This window comes from Candidatus Methylomirabilota bacterium (assembly GCA_028870115.1).
Lineage (GTDB): Bacteria > Methylomirabilota > Methylomirabilia > Methylomirabilales > Methylomirabilaceae > Methylomirabilis.
The window spans coordinates 1-24,464 of the sequence record JAGWQH010000078.1; the positions used below are offsets into that span (position 1 = coordinate 1).

The following is a 24,464-nucleotide window of genomic DNA, read 5'->3' on the forward strand; positions in this document are numbered from 1 at the left end:
CAAACATCCCTCGGGCGGCGTTGGCGAACAGCTCCTCCAGGGTCTTACCCCACGCCAGGATCCCGACGTCTGCCGTCGTTTCGAACAGCTCGAACCCCGAATCGCTCATGTTCAGCGTTCAGCCGTCAGCAGTTAACGTGAAGTTGAAAGCTGGTGGCTGCCCATTCATTCGTATCGGAGCGCCTCAATCGGGTCGAGGAAGGCGGCCTTGCGGGCCGGGTAGTAGCCGAAACAAATCCCCACCAACGCCGAGAAAGCAAAGGCCATGAGGACCGCGACGACGCTGACTTGTGTAGACCACCCGGCCAGGGACGAGATCAGGATCGAGACCGAGAGACCTAGCGCAATCCCGACCAGGCCACCGATCAGCGACAGCGTGACCGCCTCAACGAGGAACTGCGTCAGGATGTCGCGCGCCTTGGCGCCGACCGCCTGACGCAACCCGATCTCCCGCGTTCGCTCCGTCACCGAGACCAGCATGATGTTCATGATGCCGATCCCCCCAACGACCAGGGAGACCGAGGCGATGGCGCCCAGCAGAATCGACATCACCATGGCCGACTGCTCCTGAGCGGCAAAGACTTCCGTGAGGTTCCGCACGGTGAAGTCGTTGTCCTGCTCCGGCTGCAGACGATGTCGCTGCCGGAGGAGGGCCACAACCTGTTCTTCCGCCTCTTTCATCATCGTCGGGCCGCGAGCCTGCACCAAGATCGCCCCCACGGACCGGGCATTGGCTTGGCTCACTCCAAGCACCTTCTTCTTAGCTGTAGAGATGGGAAGCATGATGATATCGTCCTGATCCTGGCCCGAGGCTGACTGACCCTTGGGAGCAAGGGTCCCGAGCACAGTAAACGGCACGTTCTTGATCCGGATGATCTGTCCGAGTGGGTCGGTCCCACCGAACAGATTCTCCGCTACTGTCTGGCCGACGAGCGCTACCTTCGTCGCGCCGTCCACGTCCTGCCAGGTGAACGGGCTCCCGGACTGCACGGTGAAGTCCCGGATCTGGAGGTATTCCGGCGTCGTCCCTTGTACGACGGTGGACCAGTTGCTGTTGCCGAAGACAACCTGAGCGGTGCCGCGGCTGCTCGGGGCGACGAACGCTACCGCCGGGCACTCGCCGGCAATCGCCTTGGCGTCATCTTCCGACAACGTCAGGACTGACCCGGCCCCGACGTGGATCCCGCCGCTGGTCATACTGCCCGATAATACGACAATAATGTTGCTGCCGATGCTTCGGATTTGCTCCTGGATTTGGGCGGTGGCCCCCGAACCCACGGCCACCATGGCGATCACGGCAGCCACCCCAATGATGATCCCGAGCATGGTGAGAGCCGATCGAAGTCGATTGACCCTGAGCGCCCTCAAGGCGATCCTGACATTGACCAGGAGATTCATAGACCGGCTACCCCGCTTCGTCTGCCGGATGTTGCCGCAACTCATCGAGCGCCGTTCTTGGCCGCTCAATCACCTCATCCCGCAGCAGCCGGCCGTCCTTAAAGTGGAGCACACGCCGGGCGTAAGTCGCGATGTCCGGCTCATGGGTGACCAGGATGATAGTGATTCCTGACTCCGTGTTGAGCCGTTGGAAGATTGCCATAACCTCGACACTGGTCCTCGAATCGAGATTGCCGGTGGGCTCATCAGCCAGGATGATCTGCGGCTCGTTGATAAGGGCCCGCGCAATCGCCACTCGCTGCTGCTGACCGCCCGAAAGCTGGCTCGGGTGATGTTCTTCCCGGCCTGCGAGGCCGACCGCCTGAAGGGCCTTAAGCGCCCTGGCTCGGCGGTCGCGGACCGCGGTGCCATTATACAGAAGGGGAAGTTCCACGTTCGCTACGGCGCTGGTCCTGGCCAGGAGATTGAAGGTCTGAAAGACGAAGCCGATCTTCTTATTTCGGATTTCGGCAAGCTCATCCCGATTGAGATCGCCCACGCTGACGCCGTCAAGCCGGTAGCTTCCGGATGTCGGCTTGTCCAAGCATCCCAGGACATTCATCAAGGTGGACTTTCCGGACCCGGAAGCACCCATGATCGCCACAAACTCGCCTCGTTCAATTCTGAAGGAGACCCCTCTCAGCGCCTGAACGATCACATCGCCCAGCCGGTAGTTCTTCATCAGGCTGTCGATCTCGATGAGAGCTGCCATGAGCCTATCTTAGAGCCTCGGCCCACGCTGGCCAAACGGCTGGGCCGGCCCGCCCGTGGTCTGGCCTTCCTTAGACACGATCCCGACGATCACTTCTTGTCCCATATTGAGATTACCTTCGGTGACCTCGTTGAAACTCCCATCGGTGATCCCCAGCTTCACCGTGACCGGTCGCGGCTTCCTATCCTCCCCCAGGACCCAGATGGTCTGGTCCCCTCCAGCTCTTCGGGTGCCGCGCACACCCGGCGTCCCCTGTGCAGTCCGGACGGATGCGTCTCCTCCTCGCTTTAGCTGGTCCTTCAAATCGGGAGGCCGAAACCGCAGGGCAGCATTGGGAATCTTGAGGACATTCTCCTGCCTATCCACCAGGATCTTGACATTTGCCGTCATCCCTGGGAAGAGTTTGAAATCAGGATTGGCAACCCCAATCACAGCATCATAGGTGATCACGTTCTGGACGTTCATAGGGGCCTGCCGGATCTGGACTACTTTTCCCTTGAAGATCTCACTCGGGAAGGCATCTACGGTGAAGGCGGCGGCCTGTCCCACTCGGACCCGCCCGATATCGGCCTCATCCACGTTCGTATCCACCTGCATCTTGGTCAGATCCTGTGCGATCAGAAAAAGGGTCGGAGCGGAGAGGCTCGCTGCGACCGTCTGTCCGACATCCACACTCCGTGAAACCACGGTTCCGTCCACCGGCGCCCGGATATAGGTATGATCGAGATCGATCTGCGCCTGCCTCAGGGCGGCCTCGCCCTGCTTCACCTGCGCTTCGGCTGAAGCGAGTTGGGCTACAGCGACTTCGTGCTGGGCCTGGGCGGCGCGAAGGGTATACCCCGCAGCCTGATCCTGGGCCTTCGCGGCCTCGAGGGCCGCGACGTTGGAATCAAAGGTTGCCTGCGCCGAATCGCGCTCCTCTGCCGAGATGCCGCCTTCTTTGAAGAGGTTGATCCGGCTCTTGAGCTTGATCTGGGCGTCCAGAACGGCGACCTTGGCCTTGGCCGCGTTCGCCTTCGCGGCTTCGAGTGAAGCCTTGGCATTGGCGATGTCAGCCTCGGTTTTCTGGAGCATCGCCCGGGCATTGAGGACGGCAGCCCGGACATTTTCCAGGTTGCCCTTAGCCTGGTTCACCTTGGCTTCAAAGATCTCCGGATCGATCCTGGCCACGAGTTGCCCTTTCTTAACCTTGGTATTAAAGTCGGCATAGAGTTCCTTGATGTTCCCAGAGACTTGACTGCCGACCTGAACGGTGACGACGGCGTTGGGGTTTCCGGTAGCCGAAATGGTGGCTTCGATGTCGCCCCGCTCCACCTTAGCCGTCCGGTACTCGACCCGGTTCTGCCCTCGCAGGTACGCCCAGCCACCCAAGGTAGAAAGTGCGATCAGGCCCATGATAACCAACAGCATCTTCGTTTTTGGCGTCTTCATGGGTCTCATAGTTCGAGGTGATTGTTTTCCAGGATTGTGCCTTTCTGCAGCTCGAGATTGGCCAAGTCCTGATTATAGGTCGTAATCGCCTGGATCTCGCTGGCCTGGGCTGCGGCCAGGTCGCGCTGGAACGAGAGGACGTTGAAGGTCGTCGTGACACCGGCTTCGAGCCGTTTCTGCTCGACCCGGAGCTGCTCCTCTGCCAGCACCCGCGCCGCCCGGGTGGCCTCTACGCGGCGGACATCGGCCTCGATCCGACGGACCGCTTCCCGGACCTGAGAGATAATCTGACGCTTGAGATTCAGCAGGCTCACCCTTGCTTGATCGTCGGTGAGCTTCGCCTGAATGAATGCCGATCTGGCAGAGCGGTTGCCTAACGGATACGTCAGAACCAGAGCTGCCGACCATTGAGTAAAGTCGCCCGAGGTCAACCGATCCAGATCGCCGCCGGCGCTGCCGTTCAGGCCGTTGAGGCCGACATTACCCTGCAATTGGAGGCTGGGCAATAGCTGGTTCCTGGCAACCCTGAGGTTCAGGTCGCTGTTCTGAATGGTCAACTTTTGCGCAGCATACTCAGGCCGCTTCTCCAGAGCCTCCTGAATACTCGCTTCGGCATTCACCGGCACCACCTCAAACGGTGGCTGGTTGGTCGGAAGAATGGTTCTGGCCCAGATGCGCTCGCCGTCGGGGAAGTTGATGATAAGCTTGAGCTGATCTTCGGCATCCTTGATGGCCTTCTCGGCCAGAATTACGTTCTGCACCTGGGCTGCAGCTTGGGCCTCCGCTTGTGTCACCTCGACCGGCGCCGCAACACCGGCCCGCACCCGGGCCTTGTTGAGATCCTCTAATTCCCTGGCCAGGCGCAGCGAGCGCTTCTGAACCTCAAGATTCTCGATGGCGAAGACCAGATTCCAGTAGGCGTTGTGCACATTGGTGATCACCTGATTGGCCTGCTGACGGAACTGCGTTACGGAAATCGCCTGATTATTCCTGGCGATCTTAATCGGCGCGGTATTCACATCGACGCCGAAGTTCTTGAGGAGATTCTGGGTGATGCTGAGCGTGAGGAACGACTTGTAGGAGGGGTTGATCCCGTTAGGCGGCTGAGCAAAAAAGGAGTTGGTGTTAAATCGGTTATTGGTCATGCCCAACGTGTAGCTGGCGCCAAACGGCAACTGCTGGGTCAGCGAACTGTTCACATCTCGGTTTTCGATGGCGTTGACCTTAGCCCCCGCCAGTTGTGTCGCTGTAGGTGAGATGGTCCGATTCGCATCGAGTGTAAGGGAGAAGGTCGGGTCAAAGATCGCCTTCGCGATAATGATGCCTTCCGCGGTGATCTTTGGGTTGTAGTCGGCAATGGCAATATCAAGGTTGTTCTTCAGAGCCAGCAGGACGGCCTCACGGAGGGAAAGGCGAAGTTCGTTTACCTCCGTCGGCTCGGTCTGGCCGAATTCCGCTTGAGGCATTGCCTGAACGACCAGGCGCCTCAAATCATCAGACAATTCTACGCGAATGGGCCTACGAGGGGGGAAAAGACTGTCCGCCGCCCCCGCCGTCACAGCAGGCGGAACAGCCAGACACATCACCGACATCGTCCACAAACAGATCTTGCGCTGTAGCGCCGTCATGCTACCTCCTTTTCCTCTGTACCCTGTCCTACGGCTTGCCCTCCGACGCCTTCGATTGAGAGGCGGCCGCTTCCTCCATCCGTCGCTCCTCGTCCCACCGTTTGACAAACGCCTCAAAGCGGGGGTGCTGATCGGGATTCAGGATCGAACGAATCCGCTGACGCGCCCGGTGTTTTATCTCTTCGAACTGCGGTTGAAGACGCCTGCGCAGAGCGAGAAACTCCTCGCGCGTCTCATCCAGCACCGCATTCAACGCGCCCATCTGTTCCGGTTGGAGTTGCACCGCCTCCGTCAGCTCTCTGACGTAGCGGTCCCGATTGAACTTCCCAGTCCACACAGCCTGGCGCGCCGGATCGACCCGGTGCAGGTAGGCCGATAAACTCAGGGCGCCGGCCGCTAACCCCAACAGAAAGACGATGAGAAAGGCGAGTCCAACCTTAGCGCGTGTCTCGATCATATGATTCATCCTGTACTTCGCCCTCACCCCTTCCCTCTCCCATCGGGAGGGGGAGCGAGGGTGACGGCCCTCGTACGTCATCCTGCCTCAACACGAACGCCAGCATCTGGTCCCGAGTGGGCTCCCCGACCACTCCCGGCAGGTTCACCTCCTCCAGGGAAAAGGCGTTCACGTCCGTTCCGCCCCGCACCTGAACCGGGAGCGACGAGCGCGACCCGCCTATGGGGAGCGTCACCCCGGCGAGCAGTAGAACCCCCACGGCCAGCGCCGGGATCAATCGCTTCGCCAATCCCAAGGCATGGAGCAGGCCCATGTCTGGCCGGCTGAGCTCCGTATCCGCCAATCGCGCTCGTAAGCGGGGGTAGAAGGTGGGACCGGGTCCGGTCTCTTCGCGCAAGGTCTGCAGCAAAGCTGAAGACAGCGCGACGACCTTCAGTGCTTCACTGCACCGGCGGCAACCCTTCAGGTGAAGCGCGAGGGCGCCATAGTCTGTGCAGGGAGCGCCTTCTCTTCCTTCCCGCTTTAGCAATTGCGTGACGTCCTGACAAGTCATCCGCCCCTCCCTCCACGATGCGCCGTCTCCTCTTCCTCACGGATCAAGCGCTGAAGCCCAGTCTGCATTGCCCGGCGTGCCCGCCATAGACGGACCTTCGCGGCCGCTCGAGAGCAGCCGATGGCGCTGGCAATCTCCGCGATCTCAAGCCCGTGAACTTCCCGCAATGTGATGACCAGTCGATCCTTCGGCGCAAGGCCGGCCAGTATCCGCTCCGCGAGATCCCTGGCCGCAACCTGGTCCAACCTCTGGTTTCCAAGAGACGGATACCCTTTCTCGACCAGGATGTGCATAAAATCGCGCTCGGGCTCCCCGAGGTCGGTAAAGGTGACCTCGGGATGTCGTCGGATTTTCCGGAGGTGATCGTAACAGGTGTTGACGGTGATCCGGCGAAGCCATGGCGCAAACGGGGCCCCCGGTCGAAACCGCCGGATAGCCAGGTAAGCTTTTAGAAAGACGTCCTGAGCCAGGTCTTCCACGTCCTGCTTGCGCCTGAGAAAGCTGCCGATGATGGCACACACATGCCGATCGTGCAACCTGAGCAGGGCCTCGAAGGCTTCCTGGTCGCCTTCCTGCGCCCGCCGGATGAGATGGGCTTCTCGTTCTGAAGCCTCTCGCCATTTCTCAGCAGGCTCCTGATCTTTCCTCCTGTCGTTCATAAGTACGTATGATGAGCCCGTCCGGTTACCTGCACACTCCTATCAACGGATGAGAAAGAGGGTCCGATGCGCGCCCTTCGCTACTCGAACAGATCGGCTGAAGCTGAACAAAAGGTCAGCAAGGAACAAGATTGGAGACAGCCGGAAGGAGGTCAGTAGCGCTGGGCGAGGCCCTCTCGTTCAATACGGTGTGGCCGATAGGTTGCATTGGTCTCACCACAGGACCTGGTGGTGGGAAAGAGTTTACCCGGGTTACACCGTAAAGAGCTGTCGAAGGCCGCCCGGACCATCCGCATCGCCTCGAGGTCCTCGGGACTGTACATGAGAGGGATGAAGTCGATCTTCTCCAGCCCGATCCCATGCTCCCCCGTAATGCTCCCGCCCACAGAAAGACAGAGCCTCATAATCTCCGCGCCGGCTGCAAGGGCCCGCTGCAACTCGCCCTCCCTGCGGGAGTCGAAGCAGATCAGGGGGTGGAGGTTCCCGTCACCTGCGTGGAAAACGTTCGCAATCACAAACGCGTTGCGCTCCGCGATCGTCTCGACCTCCCTGAGTACCTGGGGGAGTTTGGTTCGAGGGACCACGCCATCCTGCAAGTAAAATTCGTGGGTGATCCGGCCCACGGCCGCGACCGCCCCCTTCCGTCCTCTCCAGAGCAGGGCCCGCTCCTGCTCATCCCTGGCAATCCGAAGATCCAGGGCACCGTACCGGACACAAATCTGCTCAATCCGTTTGGCCTGGGCCTCGATCTCTGCGGCCGGCCCATCCAGCTCAATCAGCAGCACCGCGCCGGCGCCTTCAGGGTAGCCGATATGTAACCACTCCTCGAGCGCCCTGATGATGTGTCGATCCATCATCTCCATGGCCGAGGGGATAATGCCTGTGGCGATGATCTCCGACACCACCTTGCTGGCCTCGTCGATAGCGCGAAAGGAGGCCAGTAGCGTCTTTACGGCCTCAGGCTGGCGGAGGAGGCGAACGGCTACCTTCGTCACAATCCCCAAGGTCCCTTCAGAGCCGGTAAAGAGACCGGTGAGGTCATAGCCTGGCCAGTCCAGCGTCTTACCGCCAAGCTGGACAATCTCTCCCGATGCCAGGACCAGCTCGAGTCCGAGGACATGCATCGTCGTGGTCCCGTACTTCAGGCAGTGGGGGCCGCCGGCGTTCTCCGCTACGTTGCCGCCGATGCTGGAGGCGGCCTGGCTTGCCGGATCCGGAGCAAAATAGTGATCGCGATCCTGAACCGCCTGGGTCAGGGCAATATTCACCAAGCCCGGCTCTACCACGGCGCGCTGATTCGCAAGATCGATCTCCAGTATCCGATTCATGCGATTCAGCCCGATGATCACCCCGCCGGCAACAGCAATGGCGCCACCCGACAGCCCGGTCCCCGCCCCACGCGGCACGAAGGGAAGCTGCTCTCTGTCGCAGAGCCTCACCACCTCGACGACCTGCTCTGTGCTATCCGGAAGGACCACGACATCCGGCATGGCCTTCTCCAGATAGGTCATCCCATCGCACTCGTACACGGTCAACTCGCCCGAGTCGGCGATCACCCAGTCGCGGCCTACGATGGCCGCCAACTCTCGGATGATTCGCCGTTTATCCATGTCCTTCCAGCTCGTCACGCTAAATGCCTCCCACGAAACGACCGGGATTGAGGAGGCCTTGAGCGTCGAACTGTTGCTTTAATTTCTGCATCAGGAACAGCGCATTCCCAACCGGACCCCATACATCGACGCCGGCCTTGATCGCCGGCGGAGCCGAAAGGATTACCAGGCTTCCACCCCGGCGCGCGATCCAGTTTCGAAGATCTTCGACCCCCGTCGCGATGGAGATCGGATCCGGCTCCGCCGAACCCGGTGTGTCCATCCAATATAGCCGCACGATCCCGCAGCCAGCCTCAGAGATGGCGACCGGCTCAAGGCCGAGATTCCGGGCAAGCGTTTCAGCGTGGTGGATCATGCCAACAACTTGTGTCGGCAGGACACTTGCCTTCAACATCACCCAGGTCCGACCATTGCCGCTCGCTGACGGAAAATCGCAGATGGCTTTCCAGAGGCCGTCTTGCGCGCTTCCCTCCACGAGGAATCCTGCCACGGCCCCCTCCCCGTGGCAGAGCTTCCTGATAGCTGTGATCTGACTATCCACCGCCTCAGGCACACTCCCCACTGACAAAGCCACCGCGACGGTCCCCGCCGGAACAACACAGCCGGATTGTCCGCCGACGGACTGTGCTGCAACGGACGAGAGAAACTCGACCCTGGTGCAGACGATGGTGGAGTGGAGGATCTGAGCCAGTGCGCAGGCAGCCGCTTCGCCCGTCAGGAACAATGCAATCCATGTTCGCTCCACGGTCGGCAGTGGATAGAGCCTCAAGGTAGCCTCGAAAATAATGCCGAGCGTCCCCAGCGAGCCGACGTAGAGTTTGTTCATGTCGTACCCGCTGACGCTCTTGACCACCTTCGCGCCGCCCTTCGTGAGAGTGCCATCGGCATGGACGACGCGAATCCCGATGACCAGGTCGCGAGCGCTCCCATACCGGTGCCGCCACGGGCCGCTCGAATTGGTGGCCAGAATCCCCCCGATCGTTGCCCGCTCGTAGCCGGGTGGATCGAAGGGAAGAAACTGGCCGCTAGTGTGGAGAGACGCCTGAACCTCACGAAGCAGCATCCCGGCCTGAAAGGTCGCCGTGAGATCGCCCGGTTCGTGGTCGATGATCCGTTTGAGCCGCGTGAGCCCGACAACCAGATCGACCCTCGCCGGGATACCTCCGAAGCCGATCTTCGTTCCGCTCCCCCACGGTACAACCGAAAGCCGCTCGGACGACGCAAGCTTCATGATCTCGGAGAGTTCCTGCGCGTCCCCGGGAAAGATGACCGCCTCTGGAACCCGATCATCTACAGCGTATGGGGCGCAGGATTCCGCCGCCAAGACATGGTCTGCTCCGACGATCCCAGCCAGCCGCCCTTCCAATCGTTCAGAATTCATGGTCCACAAATCCCCCCACAACTCCCCTTTGCTAAAGGGGAGTTGTGGGGGGATTTCGGGGAATGCGTAGGAATTTCGTGAACTATCAACCCTTATAGGGCGCCTTCGTCACACATCAGGCGGAGTGCGGCCTCGAACGCCCGGATCGTCTTCTGGATATCCTCATCAGTGTGGGCTGCCGAGACCCACCCGTGGAAGAGGGGAAAATCGACACCGTGCAGGATCAGTGCGCACCGCAGCCGGTGATAGGCCTCTGTGTTCGGGTGATCCATGAGGAGGTGGTGGTCGAACTTGGAGTCGGATCGGTCGATGACAAGGCCATGACGATGAGGTCCAAGGAAGAGGTTGACAATTGAAGATTCACCGTAGACAGCGGCATCCACTCCGAGTATCGTGATAACCTCGATAAGCCCGTTGCGCAAGGTCTCTCCGGCACGATCGGCTCCGATCTGGACTTGACCGTCAGCCAGAATCGGGAGCGTCGCCAGGCCGGCCGCCGCTGAGAGCGGATTCGCGTTAAAGGTTCCGGCATGACCCACCCGCTCTTCCCGGTTCCAGGCTTGATCCTCCCTAAAAGCCAGCTGGTCCATCAGGGGCGCGCTGCCCACTACGGCCCCACCCGGCAACCCCCCGGCCAGGATCTTGGCCAACGTCGTCAGATCTGCGTAAATCCCATACCGCTGCTGCGCGCCACCAGGGGCCAAACGGAATCCGCTAATCACCTCGTCAAAGATAAGTACGATGCCTTGGGAACGAGTAAATTCTCTGAGTCGTTTCAGGAAGTCGTGGTCGGTCGGAATCGTGCCGCAACTGCCACCCGCCGGCTCCAGGATCACACCGGCGATATCGTTCCTGCCCGAGGCCAGGGCCATGAACGCGTCCCAGTCGTTCGGTGGGCAAATAAGGATCTCGTCAAGGACGCCTTGCGGTACGCCAGCGGAAACAGGCCGGCCAAAAGGCGGACGGACCGCGACCGCCGCATAGTCGTGCCATCCGTGAAAGTGGCCCTCGAACTTTATGATCTTGCCTCTGCCTGTCGCGGCTCGGGCGAGCCGGATTGCCAGAAGCGTCGCCTCAGTCCCCGAGCCGACGAAGCGGACTCGATCGGTCCAGGGGGTGAGCTTCAGCACCTGCTCGGCCCACCGAATCTCCAGTTCGTGGCAGGCGCCATAGTGAGTCCCGCGGTCAAGCTGCTCGGCGATGGCTTTTCGAACAGTCGGGTGCCCATGGCCAAGGATGAGCGCGCCGTGACCGACCCAGTAGTCAATTAACTCATGGCCATCGACGTCCCACTTTCTGGATCCTCGGGTCCGATCCACATAGATTGGGAAAGGATGGAGGTGCCGGATGTCGTGGGTCAGGCCGCCGGCAATACTCGCCTTGGCTTGACGGAACAGGCTCTCCGAACGAGGATGGGTTCGGCGAAACTGCTCGTAGATTGATGCCCCGCTCTTCTTCAATCCCTTACCCCCTTCATCACAACAGCAGCGGTTAGTGGCCATGGGTCAGTGGCCAGTAGGTAGGAACCAGCCGCTATCCACTGACTACCGGCCACTGCATGGCACGTTACCATGCCCTCCGTTCACTGTCAATGCAGCCCGAGGTGCCCCGATAGCTCGCGCTGGACTGCCTGTGATTTTACGGGCCGACGGCTGCCGCAAGTAAAGGTAGCCAATGTAACTTATTGTAAATACGGTAATTATCAACGCCTAAATGATTATTTTCTCAAGCTCAAAAATGACTTGACAGTCGTGATGGGGTGGGCTAAAAGAGACATCTCTTCAGCAACTTAATGCCGATAATTGCTCATGCGATATGGTTTTCCACAGCTACCCTTTCTTTCGAACCCGTCAAGCGTCGGGGATGAGCGTCCCCTTTGTAAGCCGGGACAGCCACTTACGCCTTATCCACACCTGTGGATAAATCTGTGGATAATGGGAACCGCGTCCAGCAAGGATTCTCTGGGAATCGCAAAGGGTTTTCCTAATACATTCAACACGTTAGATAAGGAGGCCTCCTGTGGATAACAACGGTCAAGGCGCGAAGGCGAATCCGACCAATTCTCCTACTAAGGCAGATGAGATCTGGAAAGAAGCCCTCGCAACCATCCAGGGTAAGGTCACACGCCAAAGCTTCGACAATTGGTTTCGCCCCTTGGCCCTGGAGTCACTGGAAGACTCATGCGTCACGGTTCGGCTCCCAAATCAATTCTTTAAGGAGTGGTTCGAAGATCACTATCTTGGCGTTCTTAAATCGGTATTCACGGATCTGATGTTTACCAGCGTTGAAGTAATCCTCCGCGTCGCCGAGCCGGTGGGGCAGAGCGAGCCCGATGTGAGGCCCGAGCCTGCTGCCAGGCGACCGGTCAAGCGATACCGGAACGAAGCCGCAATCCTTAATCCGAAGTACACATTCGAAAACTTCGTCGTTGGTAGCTCAAGCCAGTTCGCTCACGCCGGCTGTCTCGCCGTGGCAGAGCAACTTTCAAAAGCGTACAACCCACTCTTCATCTATGGAGGCGTCGGCTTGGGGAAGACCCATCTGCTCCACGCCATCGGCCACCTGGTCCTGAAGCGAAACGGCAGACTCAGGCTGTCCTATGTCTCATCCGAGAAGTTTACGAACGACCTGATTAATGCCATCCGTTTCGATTCCACTGGTGAGTTCCGTAACCGCTACCGCAGCCTGGACCTGCTGCTCATCGACGACATCCAGTTTATCGCCGGTAAAGAGCGAACCCAGGAGGAGTTCTTCCATACCTTCAATGAGTTGTACGACTCATCGAAACAGATTGTGATCTCCTCCGACAGCCTCCCGCGCGAAATCCCCACGCTGGAGGAGCGGCTACGCTCCAGGTTCGAGTGGGGTCTGATCGCCGACATCCAGCCGCCAGACCTCGAGACCAAGGCCGCCATCCTTCGGAAAAAAGCGCAGGCGGAGGGCGTGCGACTCCCTGATGATGTCTCACTCTTTATCGCCAAGAACGCGCAGTCAAATATTCGGGAACTGGAAGGTTCGTTGGTCCGCCTCATCGCCTACGCCTCAATGACGGGCCGCGACATCACCTTGGAACTGGCTCAGGAGACACTGAAGGAACTGAACGCCGAACGGGCCAAGGTCATCACACTTGCCGCCATTCAGCAGGCGGTGGCTGACTTCTATCGCGTCAAGATCGAGGACCTCAAATCCAAGGATAGAAACCAGGGTGTTGTCTTGCCGCGCCAGGTCGCTATGTACCTCGGTCGAACGCTGACCGCCTCCTCGCTGCCGGTTATCGGCGAGGCGTTCGGCGGAAAGGACCATACGACGGTGATCCACTCCTGCGAAAAGATCAAGCGGAGACTGACTGCTGATGAGGCGTTCCGACGGCAAATCGAATCCCTCTCCCAATCGATCACCGCCTAGCGCCCTTAGAGCAGCCACAGGAAACTGCCCCTGCCTTACCTCGACGGGCGCAGCAAGCAACGCCCCTACACACCCCGGACATGTACGTCGCACCTCGATGTAGGGGCGACCCGTCGGGTCGCCCCTACCGCATGACATCTTCCTCGTTGCTTAAACGGGATCGTTTGCGTATCATCCAGCCATGCTGACCCTTGTTACGGGCGGGACCGGCTTCGTCGGCACTGCTGTGGTCCGGTTGTTGCTTTCGGAAGGGTATGCCGTCCGAGCCTTGGTTCGGCGCGGAAGCGACATCCAAAACCTTAACGGCCTCGACGTTGAGCTGGCCTTTGGGGATCTCCTCAATAAGGAATCGCTACGACAAGCTTTTAAAGGGTGCCGGCGGCTCTACCATGTCGGGGCTCATTACTCGCTCTGGGAGCCCTCATCGGAGGTCTTTTACCGGGTCAACGTAGACGGCACCAAAAAGCTGTTGGAAGCCGCCATGGAGGAAGGGGTTGAGCGGGTCGTCTACACCAGCACCGTCGGTACGCTCGGCTACCGGGAAGATGGCAGCCCAGCCGACGAGGAGACACCAGCCAGCCTTGAGCAGATGACCGGCCACTACAAGCGGTCAAAGTTTCTGGCCGAAGAAGAGGTGCGAGGAGCCGCGCTTCGTGGACTGCCCGTAGTGATTGTTAACCCGAGCACGCCGATCGGACCCCGCGACATTAAACCTACTCCAACTGGTCAGATCATCGTCGATTTCTTAAACCATCGAATGCCGGCCTATATCGATACCGGTCTGAATTTCATCGACGTAGCAGATGTAGCCAGAGGCCACCTGCTCGCCGCCGAACGTGGCCGCGTCGGAGAGCGGTACATCCTCGGCCGGAGCAACCTGACGCTGCACGAGTTCTTTGCCATCCTGGGACAGATCGCAAAGCTCCCGCCACCAAGGCTCCGCGTGCCATACCGACTGATTCTACCGCTAGCCTATGGGAACCACTGGCTGTCCTCCCTTATCACCAAGAAGCCGCCGAGAATCCCGTTAGAGGGGGTGAAGATGGCCAAACGGCGGATGTTCTTCGACGCCTCCAAGGCCGTACGAGAGTTGGGGCTGCCGCAATCGCCGATCGAACAGGCGCTTGAGGCGGCGGTCCGCTGGTTCACCGATAATGGGTATGTGACGAGATAACCTACGAAGTATGATGTGCAGGGGCAGCCCTCGTGGCTGCTCGATGTGCGAAGATCAGAGCCTCTGCCACAGCCATTGCGGCGTCAGGCGAAGCGCGTACGCCGAGAGGAGCGTGAAATAGTTAGTGAGTAGCAGGCCACCGACAAATACCAGGAAGATCCCGCCGACAGCGCTCACAATCGGTATCAGCCGCTTGAACTGGTTTACGTAGTCGAGAAAGCGATTGAGAGCGAGGGCGCTCAAAAAGAACGGGATAGCGAGGCCGAGCGAGTAGGCGCCGAGCATCAGGATCCCGGTGTTGGCAGTCTTGGCCGTACTCGCGTACAGCAGGATGGAGCCCAGGATCGGGCCGACACACGGGGTCCAGCCGGCAGCAAAGGTCACCCCCACGATAAACGCACCCAGATATCCGGCCGGCCGATCCTGCAGTTCGAGTCGGAAGGTCCGCATGAGAAAAGGAAGCTTGAGCAAACCGGCAATGTACAGGCCGAACAGGATGACCAGCGCACCCCCGACCTTCCGGAGAATCTGCTGGTAGTCGAACAGGAGCTGGCCCAGCAGGCTGAAGGAAGCGCCTAACGACATGAAGACGACGGAAAAGCCGAGGATGAAGCAGATAGCGTTCAGGATGATCGCCCGGCGTGTTCTGACATTATCCACCGAACCTGACAGTTCGCCGAACGAGAGGCCGGTCACGAAGGAAAGGTAGGACGGAAAGATCGGAAGTACGCAGGGTGAGAGGAAAGAGAAGACGCCGGCCCCCAGGGCCATCCAGATGGTCAATGCTTCGCCAGTCCCCAACATCAACTGCCTCTCGTCTTAGCGCTTATCCGACTCCGAGAACGCTGCCTTCACCTGGTCGGCTACAACGACCAGAACGTAACCCTCCGGCCTGAGATAGATACGCGCAACCCGCAGGATGTCGTCTTTCCTGACGTTCTCGATCAGCGTCTGGTAGCGGTCCGCATAATCCAACCCTAGTTTATAATACTCCACCGCCGAAATCAATCCGGCGAGCTTGGCATTGGTATCGAGCCGAAGGGGAAAGCTTCCGGTGAGGTAGGCCTTCGCATCGACCAGTTCCTGATCGGTCACCCCTTGTTCCCGAATCCGCCGGAGCTCCCGCACCACCTCCTGTATCGCCGGGCCGGCGGTCTCATTCTTCGTCTGCAGCACCACCTGGAACGATCCCGGCTCCAGGCCGGGAGAGAATTGGGAGCTGACATCATAGGCCCAACCGTTCCGCTCGCGTATGCGCTCCACCAGACGAGAGGAAAATCCGCCCCCGCCCAGGATGTAGTTCATGACCGTCAACGCGTAGAAATCCGGGTTATCTCGCCGGATGCCTTGATGCCCAAGGATGATATTCGCTTGCGTCACACGCCGATCTACCTTTTTAACAACGATCTTCTCCTGAAGCGGCGCAGGCTCCATCGCTCGCTTCACGCTGCCCTTGCCCTTCGGCCACGATCCGAGTACTGTGCGGATCCGGCTGACGATCTCGCGTTGATCGACGTCGCCCACAATCGTGATAAAGGTTCGTTCCGGGGTGTAGTGATCGCGATAGAACCCCACAATCTCGTTCCTGGTGATCGCAGTGAGGGAGGTCTCGTTTCCCTCCAGCGGACGGCCGTACGGATGAGTTCCAAAGACCAGTTGGTTGAATACCTCTTCCGCGACCTCACCGGGGTCCTCCTGCCGCTTCCGTAGCGCCGCCTTCAGTTCTCGTACCTTCCTGGCGATCTCCCCTTGCTCAAAGATCGGGTGCAGCAGGACATCCGCCAGCAACTCCAGCCCTTTTGGTATGTCCTTCTTCAGCAGAGTCAGATCCACTTCACTAAAGTCCCGACCAGCGGATGACGAGAGGGAGGCGCCGATAAAATCCACCGACTCATCGATCTGAGCAGCCGTCCGAGTCGTCGTACCCCTTGTCAGCAGCAGGGCCGTCAGATCGGCCAGCCCCGCACGTTCCGCCGGCTCCCAAAGGGAGCCCGCCTGCACTGTCACCTTGATAGTTACAATCGGTAACGCCCGACTGCTCCTGACCAGCAGCGTGAGCCCGTTCTCCAGTATCTGCCGTTCGGCCAACGGGGCCGCAGCTACGACTACCGGCAGCAGCAGGAGCAGGCTGAGGCTGAACGATAAAGTCCATCCATATCGTCGCATCGTCCTACTTATCGCCTTTCGCCCATCGTACTGTCTTCATCGCACCTCAAGGCGCAGGTAAAAAGGTCCACCCCTACTTCTTCATTTTCTCCGGGATCAGCACCGCAACGGTCCGGTTATCCGGCGTCAGGTAGGTTTTTGCGACCCGTTGCAGATCCGCTGCTGTAACGGCACGGATACCGGGGAGGTAAGCCTCCCAGGTGCGCCAGTCAGCCACAATCTCATACTCAGCCAGTTGCCTGGCCAGATTGAACACCGAATCCTGTCCGAACAGAAAGCCGGCTTCAATCTGATTCTTCGCCTTCTGCAGTTCCCGGTCCGAGATAAGTTCGTTCTTCACCCGCTCGATCTCTGCCGTCAGAGCCTGTTCAACCTCTTCAGCCGTTTTGCCTGGCATCACACTGGCGTAAAGGGGAAAGAGGTTCGGGTCAATGCTCTCCCGTTCGTACCCCCCGCCGGCGAATAGGGCAAGCTGTTTCTCGTAGACCAGGCTCTTGTAAATTCTGCCGCTTTTGCCGCCAGACAGGATATAAGCCAGCACCTCAAGCGCAAAGTTATCGGGTTGTTTCAGATTCGGGACATGGTACCCCATAAATACAAACGGCAGTTCCGCTTCCTTCTTCAGGAGAACTCGCCGCTCCCCCCGTTGCTCCGGCTCTACGGCGCGGACGGCGGGTGGGTCAGCGGCACGCGGAATCGAACCGAAGTAATGTCGAATCTTTGGAAGCAGCTCTTCACCCTTGAAATCACCGACCACGATCAGCACGGCGTTATTCGGCACGTAGTACATGTTGTAGTAGCGTACCAGATCCCCCCGCCTCAGCCCCTCGATGTCGGTCATCCAGCCAATGACAGGCTGCCGGTACGGGTGCGATTCAAAAGCCACGGCCTCCATCGCCTCCCTCAAGGCAGACACGGGATCGTCGTCTGTCCGCAGACGACGCTCCTCCATGACCACTTTCTTCTCCGATTCCACCTCTTTCGGATCGAGCAGCAGGCCCCGCATCCGATCAGCCTCGAGCTTCAGGGCCAGTTCGACCCGATCCGAGGCGAACGTCTCGAAATAGCCGGTGTAATCCTCGCTGGTGAAGGCGTTGTCGCGGCCGCCATTCTTTTTGATGATTCTGGAAAACTGTCCAGGCCCCACCATCGAGGTCCCCTTAAACATCATATGCTCCAACAGATGGGACAGACCGGTAATTCCCGGTTGCTCGTTGCGCGCGCCAACCCGATACCAGATGTGGACGGTTACCACAGGCGCCTTGTGTTCTTCAAGCAGCAGGACTTTCAATCCGTTCTCAAGCGTCGACTCCGCCACTCTGGCCGTGACCTGCGCGTCCGCAAGGTTCTGGACCATAAGGACGCAGAGAACCATCCAGATCGCCACTGTACCCCGCCTTCGCAGGTACCGTATCCGCTGCCGCATCGCTGCTGTCATGACGCGCTAACGACTCGATCCTTCATATTTGACACGAACTGTCTGACCGACACTGATACCCATCTCTTGGGCGAAGCCTGCAGGAACCTCCAAGACAAGATCGGCCACACGACTGACAATGACAGGCGTCTCATGTGAGCGGGGCGGAGGAACATTGGCATCAATGGCCACGATCTTGCTCTCCCGGATCCAGAGCATATCGAGCGGGATCAGCATCCCCTTCATCCAGAATGTCCGGCGTTCTGCCGCGTCAAAGGGAAAGAGCATGCCTCCACCTTTTGGAAGCGATGATCGACCCCCGAGCCCCCTGGCCTGTTCCCGCGCGGTTCGCGCCACCTCAACGGCAATCGTCACCCGGCCGTCGATGACCACATCGCCCCTTTGCAGGGCCAAGACATCAGAGACCCGAAGCACGCAGAGCGTCAGGGGGAGGAGCAGCAAGAATCCTAACACCGCACGAGTTCGAGCCACCCTCATGCCTCAGGCAGCTCTCCCAGTCGAACCGTGACGGTAAGTGGCCGACCATTCCTGAGAAGTTCCATCTTGACTTGATCTCCAACCTTCCGCTCTCCATCCAGAAAGGCCGTCAGATCGTCTATCGATGCCACCTTTCGGCCATCGACCGCAACGATGATGTCCCCTCCTACGCCGACCAGCGTGTTGCCGACCCGCGCCTTTCTCGTACTTCCTCTGATACCTGCGCGGTCCACCGGGCCTTTGGGAGAGACTTGCATCACCACGATCCCTTCGCGAACCGGAAGCTTCAGGGCACCGGCTACCTCCGGTGTAATGTCCAGTCCGGCGATACCCAGCCAGGGATGACTGACCCGCCCCTTGGCGATTAACTGGGGAAGCAATCGCTTCGCCGTGTTCACCGGGATGGCAAAACCGATCCCGACCGACCCGCCGCTCGGTGTGTAGATAGCGCTGTTGATTCCGATCACCTCGCCCCGGGAGTTCAGCAGCGGGCCGCCTGAATTGCCGGGATTGATCGGTGCATCGGTCTGGATGATGCCTCGAATCTGGCGTCCGCTCTCGGAGCGGAGCGTTCGACCCATCGAGCTGACGACGCCGCGCGTGACCGTTCGATCCAAACCGAACGGATTACCGATGGCAATGGCCATCTGCCCCACCTGCAAGGCATCGCTGTTGCCCATCTTCAAAGGGAACAGTTTCTCCTTTGAAACAGAGATCTTTATCACTGCCAGATCGTTGCTGGGATCGCGGCCGATCAACTTTGCCGGCACCTTGCTTTTGTCAGGCAGCGTGACCTCCAGACTGTCGGCCTCTTCCACCACATGGTTATTGGTTAAGATATACCCCCGGTCGTCCACCACCAAACCCGATCCCGCCCCTTTCTGGGGTACCGGATTGAAGAACACATCGTACGCCAGGGCGGTGCTGGTGATATGTACAACACCTGGGCTGGCATGTTTATAGACTGATATGACGATCTGTTCCTCAGGGCTGAGACCAAGGCCTTCTGCTCGAGTTTTTTGTGCCTGGGCGTCGGTCCGGACCGTGAGACACCCAGCGGCCAGGAGCGCAGCCAACACTGCGAGCCGAACCCGAATGGAAAAGTGAGCAGGCAATTGTCTCGCTCCGTCGATTACGTCAGCAACTAGAAAGGAAAAGTATATCCTCCGTCCACTTCGGCCACTGTAGAACACCACCGTCGGCTTGTCAACGTCCGAGGCAGTAAATCAACTTTGTATGAGGATCAGAGTCTACAGCGCGGGGACTATAGCACTTCCCGTCTCGGACCTCTCACTCCTATTTCGAAATGTATTTCTCCGGCGACTGCTCGAAGGCCCGCTTGCAGCCCACGGCGCAGAAGTAGTATGTCACTCCTTGATAGACGGCTGTGGCCGCCGCCTGCTTCTCATCCACCATCATTTTGCATACGGGATCTTTGGCCATCGCTCCCCCTCTCATCTTGCATATTTTCGGTCAATTGCCGCCTTAATCTCTGGAATTTTCTTCCCTTGCTTGTACATGGCATACGCATCCAGCGTAATGTCTTGGCACATCCTTCACGTATCCGCATGCCGATCTGTGTAACAATCCAGGTTGTTCTGATGGCCGGCCATTCTACCGCAACCGCAATAGCACGGCATCTGCTCGATCAGTTCCGGCACTTCCTTGGCGATCCGATAGGTTTCTGCCAGCTTCCCGGTGAACAATGCCGGCGAGGGTGTAGCCGGCCGCGGACGTCTCGGGGCCGCCGAAGCCGCACTATCGCCTCCTGCTGCCCAACCGGCAACAGGCTTAACAAGGAGACCGAACAGGCCTCCGGCCAAGATCCTGAGAACCGATCGCCTGTCTGCGTGCATCGTACAGGTAGATCGGTCAGGCTGCTTCACTTCATCCTGTTTCATATGTCTTCACCCCCTTCCTTGCATATGAACCGCAATCCGCATTTCAGTTGACGGTAGCCATCGGACTACGAGGACGCTGTCACGGCCATAGGCCGGAATCGTCGCAATCGGAGAGCGTTGCTGACCACGGTGACCGAAGAAAGCGCCATGGCTGCGCCGGCTAGGACCGGACTCAGTAGTACCCCAAACAATGGGTACAGGACACCGGCGGCTACCGGGATCAGAACCACATTATAGGCAAACGCCCAAAACAGGTTCTGCTGGATGTTCCGCATCGTCAGTCGACTTAACTGCAGCGCTGTCACGACGCTTCGCAGGTCGCCCCCGATCAGCGTGATATCGGCCGCTTCCATCGCCACATCGGTCCCTGTCCCGATGGCGATCCCCACATCGGCCTGGGCCAGGGCGGGGGCGTCATTGATTCCATCGCCCACCATCGCCACCAGCTTCCCCTGCTCCTGAAGTCGTCGAACCTCCAGCGCCTTATGCTCCGGCAGGACCTCGGCCAAAACCCGATCGATCCCGACCTGTCTGGCAATCGCCTCGGCCGTCCGACGAGTATCGCCGCTGATCATCACTACCTCGATACCCAAGTGATGTAAGGCAGATACGGCCGACCGTGAATGCGGCTTCACGACGTCGGCCACTGCCACGAGGCCAAGAAGCCGACCATCAGCGGCAACAAACATCGCCGTCTTGCCCTCCCCAGAAAGCATCAGGGCCTGCGAACCCATCTCGCCAAGCTCGATTCCACGCTCCTGCATCAGGGCTGCGTTCCCGAGGAGGACCTCCTGCCCCTCCACGACGGTCCCGATCCCATATCCCGGGATCGCCTTGAACTCCTGCGGCTCGGCGAGGGCAAGACCCTTCGCCTTGGCATGATCAATGATCGCCTGTCCAAGCGGATGCTCGGAGCCTTGTTCTGCTGAGGCAGCCAGCCAAAGTAGGGGGTTGGGGGTTGGGAGTTGGGAGTTGGGTTCCAAACTCGGAACTTGGAAGTCCGAACTCGGAACTATGTCCGTAACCGATGGTTGGCCGACGGTAAGCGTGCCGGTTTTATCGAAGATGATCACGTTTACCTGATAGGCTCGTTCAAGGCTCTCGGCGTTCTTGATCAGGACACCGTGCTCCGCTCCCTTCCCGATTCCGACCATAATCGATGTAGGCGTTGCGAGGCCCAGGGCGCAGGGGCAGGCGATTACCAGCACCGCCACGAAGTTCGAGAGGGCCACGAGAAACGCCTGCTCTCCCCCAAACAGCAGCCAAACGACGAAGGTTGCAGCCGCGATAACCAGGACGATCGGCACAAAGACCCCGGCGATCTTATCGACCAGCCGCTGGATGGGCGCCTTCGATCCCTGGGCCTGCTCAACCAATCGGACGATCTGGGCGAGGACGGTCTCCCGTCCAACCCTGGTCGCCTCGAACTTGAAGCTACCCATCTTATTGACCGTGGCGCCGATCACCTGATCGCCCGGCCCCTTCTCGACAGGCAGGCTCTCCCCGGTCAGCATCGACTCATCAAGCGCCGACCGGCCTTCACGGATGATCCCGTCTACCGGCACCTTCTCCCCAGGCCTGACCAACACCAGATCGCCAACCCTGACCTCCTCCACCGGGATGTCTTGCGTAAGGTCGTCACGGATCACCCGAGCGGTCTTGGCCCGAAGTCCTATAAGCTTCTTGATCGCCTCGGAGGTCCGACCCTTCGCCTTGGCCTCCAGCCACCTCCCCATGATGATCAGGGTCATCAGGATGGCGGCAGTGTCGTAGTAGGTCATCGCCTCCATCCCCGCTGGCGCGATGGCCGCAGGGAAGAAGGTAAGCGCCGCGCTGTACAGGTAGGCCGCATTCGTCCCGATCGAGACCAAGGTGTTCATGTCGGCGGTTCGATGCGTCAGGCTCATCCAGAACCCTCGATGGAACTGCCAACCGACCCAGAACTGTACCGGCGTGGTGAGGGCGAAGAGCACGTAAGGGTTGGACAGCGGCGCCGGGGCCCATGCAAACCAATCCGGAAAGCTCCCAACTAAAACCGGGATACTCAGGGTCGCCCCGACCAGAAACCTGGTCCGAAGCAGGCGGATCTCTGTATCTCTCGACGATTTCTCCAGATCCGGCGTTGGAGCAGCGGCCATGTCCAGAACAGCATACCCGGCCGCTTCGATCGAACTGCGCAGATCAGCGAGTCCAGTAAGCGAAGCGAGGTAGGTCACGGTTGCCCGCTCCGTGGCAAAGTTGACGGAGGCGGAGACTACCCCTGGAACTGCCTGCAATGCTTGCTCAATATGCGCTACGCATGACGCGCAGGACATCCCCCGGATCGGCAGGATGACCTCTGCTACGGCCGCCTCGTAACCGAGTCCCTGAACCTCCTGAATAATCCGATCAATAGTCACCCGTTCGGGATCATACGAGATCGTCGCCTGTTGCGTCGCAAAGTTGACGCTGATTGCCTCAACGCCACTGAGTTTTGATAGGGTGCCTTCGATTCTGGCCACGCATGACGCGCACGTCATTCCTCTGATCGGGATCTCGACCACCCTCGTGTGCGCACTTCGTACCCCCGCTGTTGCGGAGGCAGACCCCGTACTGAAAATCCCCCCGTACCCCCCTTTAGTAAAGGGGGGGTGGGGGGATTTCGGGCTCTGCACCTCGCGCTGTTCAGTCACATACTGCTCCGGCGATTTGTCAAACGCCTCCTTACAGGCCGCCGCGCAGAAATAGTAGTCTACCCCTTGATAGCGGCTCGTACCTGCGGCCTCCTCGGGAAGCACGTCCATGCCACAAATCGGATCTCTTGCCATTGCTAATTTCTCGAACTTTGTCACTCGGTAGTGACCGGGTTACCCCGCCACTACAGATCCTCGATTAGCCCAGATACCAAACAGCATGGCCACGGGGCGGGGTGTCCCTGCCCACACCCGTTCCTCGAACCATCGGTAATTCGCTTCGCCCATCAAAACTTTCCTGTAGAGATCGATCACTACGCGACGCCGCTTGAGCACTTGGAACCACAGCCAGGGAGCCCGATGGGCCGCACGGCTCAGCCGACCGGCCGCCTCAAGCTCCGGTGCAATCTCCGTCGAGATGGCCGTCTGATACCAATGGAGATCACCGCCGTGGCTCCCAGCCCTGACAATGGCCCTGGCTGCCAGTTGTCCGCTCTGGATGGCGTAGTAGATCCCTTCGCCTAAAAAGGGGTCGACCAGACATGCCGCATCACCTGTGAGAAGTGCGCGTCCGCGATGAAGCGGCCCGGTCCCGTCATGATAGACCGGGATCAGCGCCCCGGTGGTCCGTACCGCTCTACGGTCGCTGAATCTGCTGGAGGTGAGAAAATCCGTGAGACACGGCAGGGCCCGTTTCGCCGCCCTGCGGTCAATCGACACGCCGACAGAGGCTACCCCACCTTTTGGAAAGGCCCAGCAGTACCCCCCTGGAACTCGACCTACATCGAGAATGACCCGGCCCTTCAACGCAGCCTCGCCCTCGCTGGTCAAGGGAAGCTCTGCATCAAGTCCCACGACGCTCGGCTGCGTGCGGTCAGGAAACAGATCCCGGGCTACAACACCGCTAGCCCCATCAGCTCCAACCAGGAAATCCGCCGTCGCCGTCCTCCCGTCGAAATCAACCTCGATATGATTCGCCGATGCTCTGACGGCTCGCACCGCCTGTCCATCCAGAAGTTCGGTTCCGGCGTCAACCGCACGATTGCACAAGGCCTGATCGAATTTATCGCGCCAGACCATAAAGGCCATCGGCTCCGAATCTGAAAAGGTCGCATCGACCGGATCGCGACCACGCCATGTAAAGGTAAGGTTAGTGATCGACTCCTCGATCAGCTTACCCAAATCGATAGGGAGCAGCCGTTCTACCCGTTGCGACAGACAGCCGCCGCACGCCTTATAGCGCGGCAATCTCCGCCGCTCTATCAGAAGTACCCTGACGCCGGCCTTCGCCAGCGTAAGTGCTGCCGTCGCCCCTGCAGGCCCGCCACCAACTACGATCGCGTCGTATCGCACCGAATCTCTC

General features: G+C 59.5%; 22 protein-coding genes. 2 read left to right on the plus strand and 20 right to left on the minus strand.

The features are described from left to right. The 11 genes from KGL31_08665 to KGL31_08715 form a co-directional block, all read right to left on the minus strand. Positions 1-109, minus strand: a 109-nt coding sequence (locus KGL31_08665) for an archease (GenBank protein MDE2321969.1), incomplete at its 3' end; no start/stop codon positions are given. Positions 110-165: 56 nt separating this feature from the next. After that, a complete protein-coding gene (locus KGL31_08670) occupies positions 166-1,398 on the minus strand; it encodes an ABC transporter permease (GenBank protein ID MDE2321970.1) in 1,233 nt (410 codons plus the stop codon). Positions 1,399-1,405: 7 nt separating this feature from the next. Further along, positions 1,406-2,149: an ABC transporter ATP-binding protein gene (locus KGL31_08675; protein MDE2321971.1), complete on the minus strand. Its 744-nt coding sequence runs from the start codon at positions 2,147-2,149 to the stop codon at positions 1,406-1,408. Positions 2,150-2,158: 9 nt separating this feature from the next. Beyond that, positions 2,159-3,559 (minus strand): efflux RND transporter periplasmic adaptor subunit, encoded by a 1,401-nt coding sequence (locus tag KGL31_08680; GenBank protein MDE2321972.1) that lies wholly within the window; start codon positions 3,557-3,559, stop codon positions 2,159-2,161. Between the two features lie 26 nt (positions 3,560-3,585). Then, a complete protein-coding gene (locus tag KGL31_08685) occupies positions 3,586-5,208 on the minus strand; it encodes a TolC family protein (GenBank protein MDE2321973.1) in 1,623 nt (540 codons plus the stop codon). A 28-nt stretch (positions 5,209-5,236) separates the two neighbouring features. Continuing rightward, positions 5,237-5,665, minus strand: coding sequence for a hypothetical protein (locus tag KGL31_08690; GenBank protein MDE2321974.1), 429 nt, complete (start codon positions 5,663-5,665; stop codon positions 5,237-5,239). Further along, positions 5,646-6,218, minus strand: a complete 573-nt coding sequence (locus KGL31_08695; GenBank protein MDE2321975.1) for a hypothetical protein — start codon at positions 6,216-6,218, stop codon at positions 5,646-5,648. The genes KGL31_08690 and KGL31_08695 overlap by 20 nt, the downstream gene beginning before the upstream one ends. Beyond that, entirely contained in the window at positions 6,215-6,877 is a 663-nt protein-coding gene (locus KGL31_08700; protein ID MDE2321976.1) for a sigma-70 family RNA polymerase sigma factor, read from the minus strand. Before KGL31_08700 ends, KGL31_08695 begins: the two co-directional genes overlap by 4 nt. 152 nt (positions 6,878-7,029) lie before the next feature. Beyond that, the gene (locus KGL31_08705; protein MDE2321977.1) at positions 7,030-8,487 is read right to left on the minus strand and encodes an FAD-binding protein; all 1,458 of its coding nucleotides are present in this window, start codon (positions 8,485-8,487) and stop codon (positions 7,030-7,032) included. 19 nt (positions 8,488-8,506) lie between these two features. Further along, positions 8,507-9,868, minus strand: coding sequence for an FAD-binding oxidoreductase (locus tag KGL31_08710; protein ID MDE2321978.1), 1,362 nt, complete (start codon positions 9,866-9,868; stop codon positions 8,507-8,509). A gap of 92 nt (positions 9,869-9,960) precedes the next feature. Further along, entirely contained in the window at positions 9,961-11,328 is a 1,368-nt protein-coding gene (locus KGL31_08715; protein ID MDE2321979.1) for an aspartate aminotransferase family protein, read from the minus strand. Positions 11,329-11,887: 559 nt separating this feature from the next. Between KGL31_08715 and dnaA the strand changes: the two genes are divergently transcribed. Together dnaA and KGL31_08725 are read left to right on the plus strand one after the other, a co-directional pair. Further along, positions 11,888-13,273: a chromosomal replication initiator protein DnaA gene (dnaA, locus tag KGL31_08720; protein ID MDE2321980.1), complete on the plus strand. Its 1,386-nt coding sequence runs from the start codon at positions 11,888-11,890 to the stop codon at positions 13,271-13,273. Positions 13,274-13,454: 181 nt separating this feature from the next. Then, the gene (locus KGL31_08725) at positions 13,455-14,447 is read left to right on the plus strand and encodes an NAD-dependent epimerase/dehydratase family protein (protein ID MDE2321981.1); all 993 of its coding nucleotides are present in this window, start codon (positions 13,455-13,457) and stop codon (positions 14,445-14,447) included. A gap of 54 nt (positions 14,448-14,501) precedes the next feature. Here KGL31_08725 and KGL31_08730 read toward each other — a convergent pair whose 3' ends face one another. From KGL31_08730 to KGL31_08770, 9 genes are all read right to left on the minus strand, one after another. Then, complete coding sequence (locus KGL31_08730) at positions 14,502-15,251, minus strand: cytochrome c biogenesis protein CcdA (protein ID MDE2321982.1); 750 nt, start codon at positions 15,249-15,251, stop codon at positions 14,502-14,504. A gap of 15 nt (positions 15,252-15,266) precedes the next feature. Beyond that, positions 15,267-16,613 (minus strand): insulinase family protein, encoded by a 1,347-nt coding sequence (locus KGL31_08735; protein ID MDE2321983.1) that lies wholly within the window; start codon positions 16,611-16,613, stop codon positions 15,267-15,269. A 73-nt stretch (positions 16,614-16,686) separates the two neighbouring features. Then, the gene (locus KGL31_08740; GenBank protein MDE2321984.1) at positions 16,687-17,970 is read right to left on the minus strand and encodes an insulinase family protein; all 1,284 of its coding nucleotides are present in this window, start codon (positions 17,968-17,970) and stop codon (positions 16,687-16,689) included. Between the two features lie 87 nt (positions 17,971-18,057). Beyond that, positions 18,058-18,522, minus strand: a complete 465-nt coding sequence (locus tag KGL31_08745) for a DUF192 domain-containing protein (GenBank protein ID MDE2321985.1) — start codon at positions 18,520-18,522, stop codon at positions 18,058-18,060. A 2-nt stretch (positions 18,523-18,524) separates the two neighbouring features. Further along, positions 18,525-19,643, minus strand: a complete 1,119-nt coding sequence (locus tag KGL31_08750; protein MDE2321986.1) for a trypsin-like peptidase domain-containing protein — start codon at positions 19,641-19,643, stop codon at positions 18,525-18,527. 181 nt (positions 19,644-19,824) lie between these two features. Then, the gene (locus KGL31_08755; GenBank protein ID MDE2321987.1) at positions 19,825-19,971 is read right to left on the minus strand and encodes a YHS domain-containing protein; all 147 of its coding nucleotides are present in this window, start codon (positions 19,969-19,971) and stop codon (positions 19,825-19,827) included. Between the two features lie 113 nt (positions 19,972-20,084). Then, on the minus strand, positions 20,085-20,429 hold the full coding sequence (locus tag KGL31_08760) for a hypothetical protein (GenBank protein ID MDE2321988.1): 345 nt from the start codon (positions 20,427-20,429) through the stop codon (positions 20,085-20,087). Positions 20,430-20,494: 65 nt separating this feature from the next. After that, on the minus strand, positions 20,495-23,236 hold the full coding sequence (cadA, locus tag KGL31_08765; GenBank protein MDE2321989.1) for a cadmium-translocating P-type ATPase: 2,742 nt from the start codon (positions 23,234-23,236) through the stop codon (positions 20,495-20,497). Between the two features lie 39 nt (positions 23,237-23,275). Beyond that, entirely contained in the window at positions 23,276-24,454 is a 1,179-nt protein-coding gene (locus tag KGL31_08770) for a geranylgeranyl reductase family protein (protein MDE2321990.1), read from the minus strand. Between the last annotated feature and the right edge of the window lie 10 nt (positions 24,455-24,464).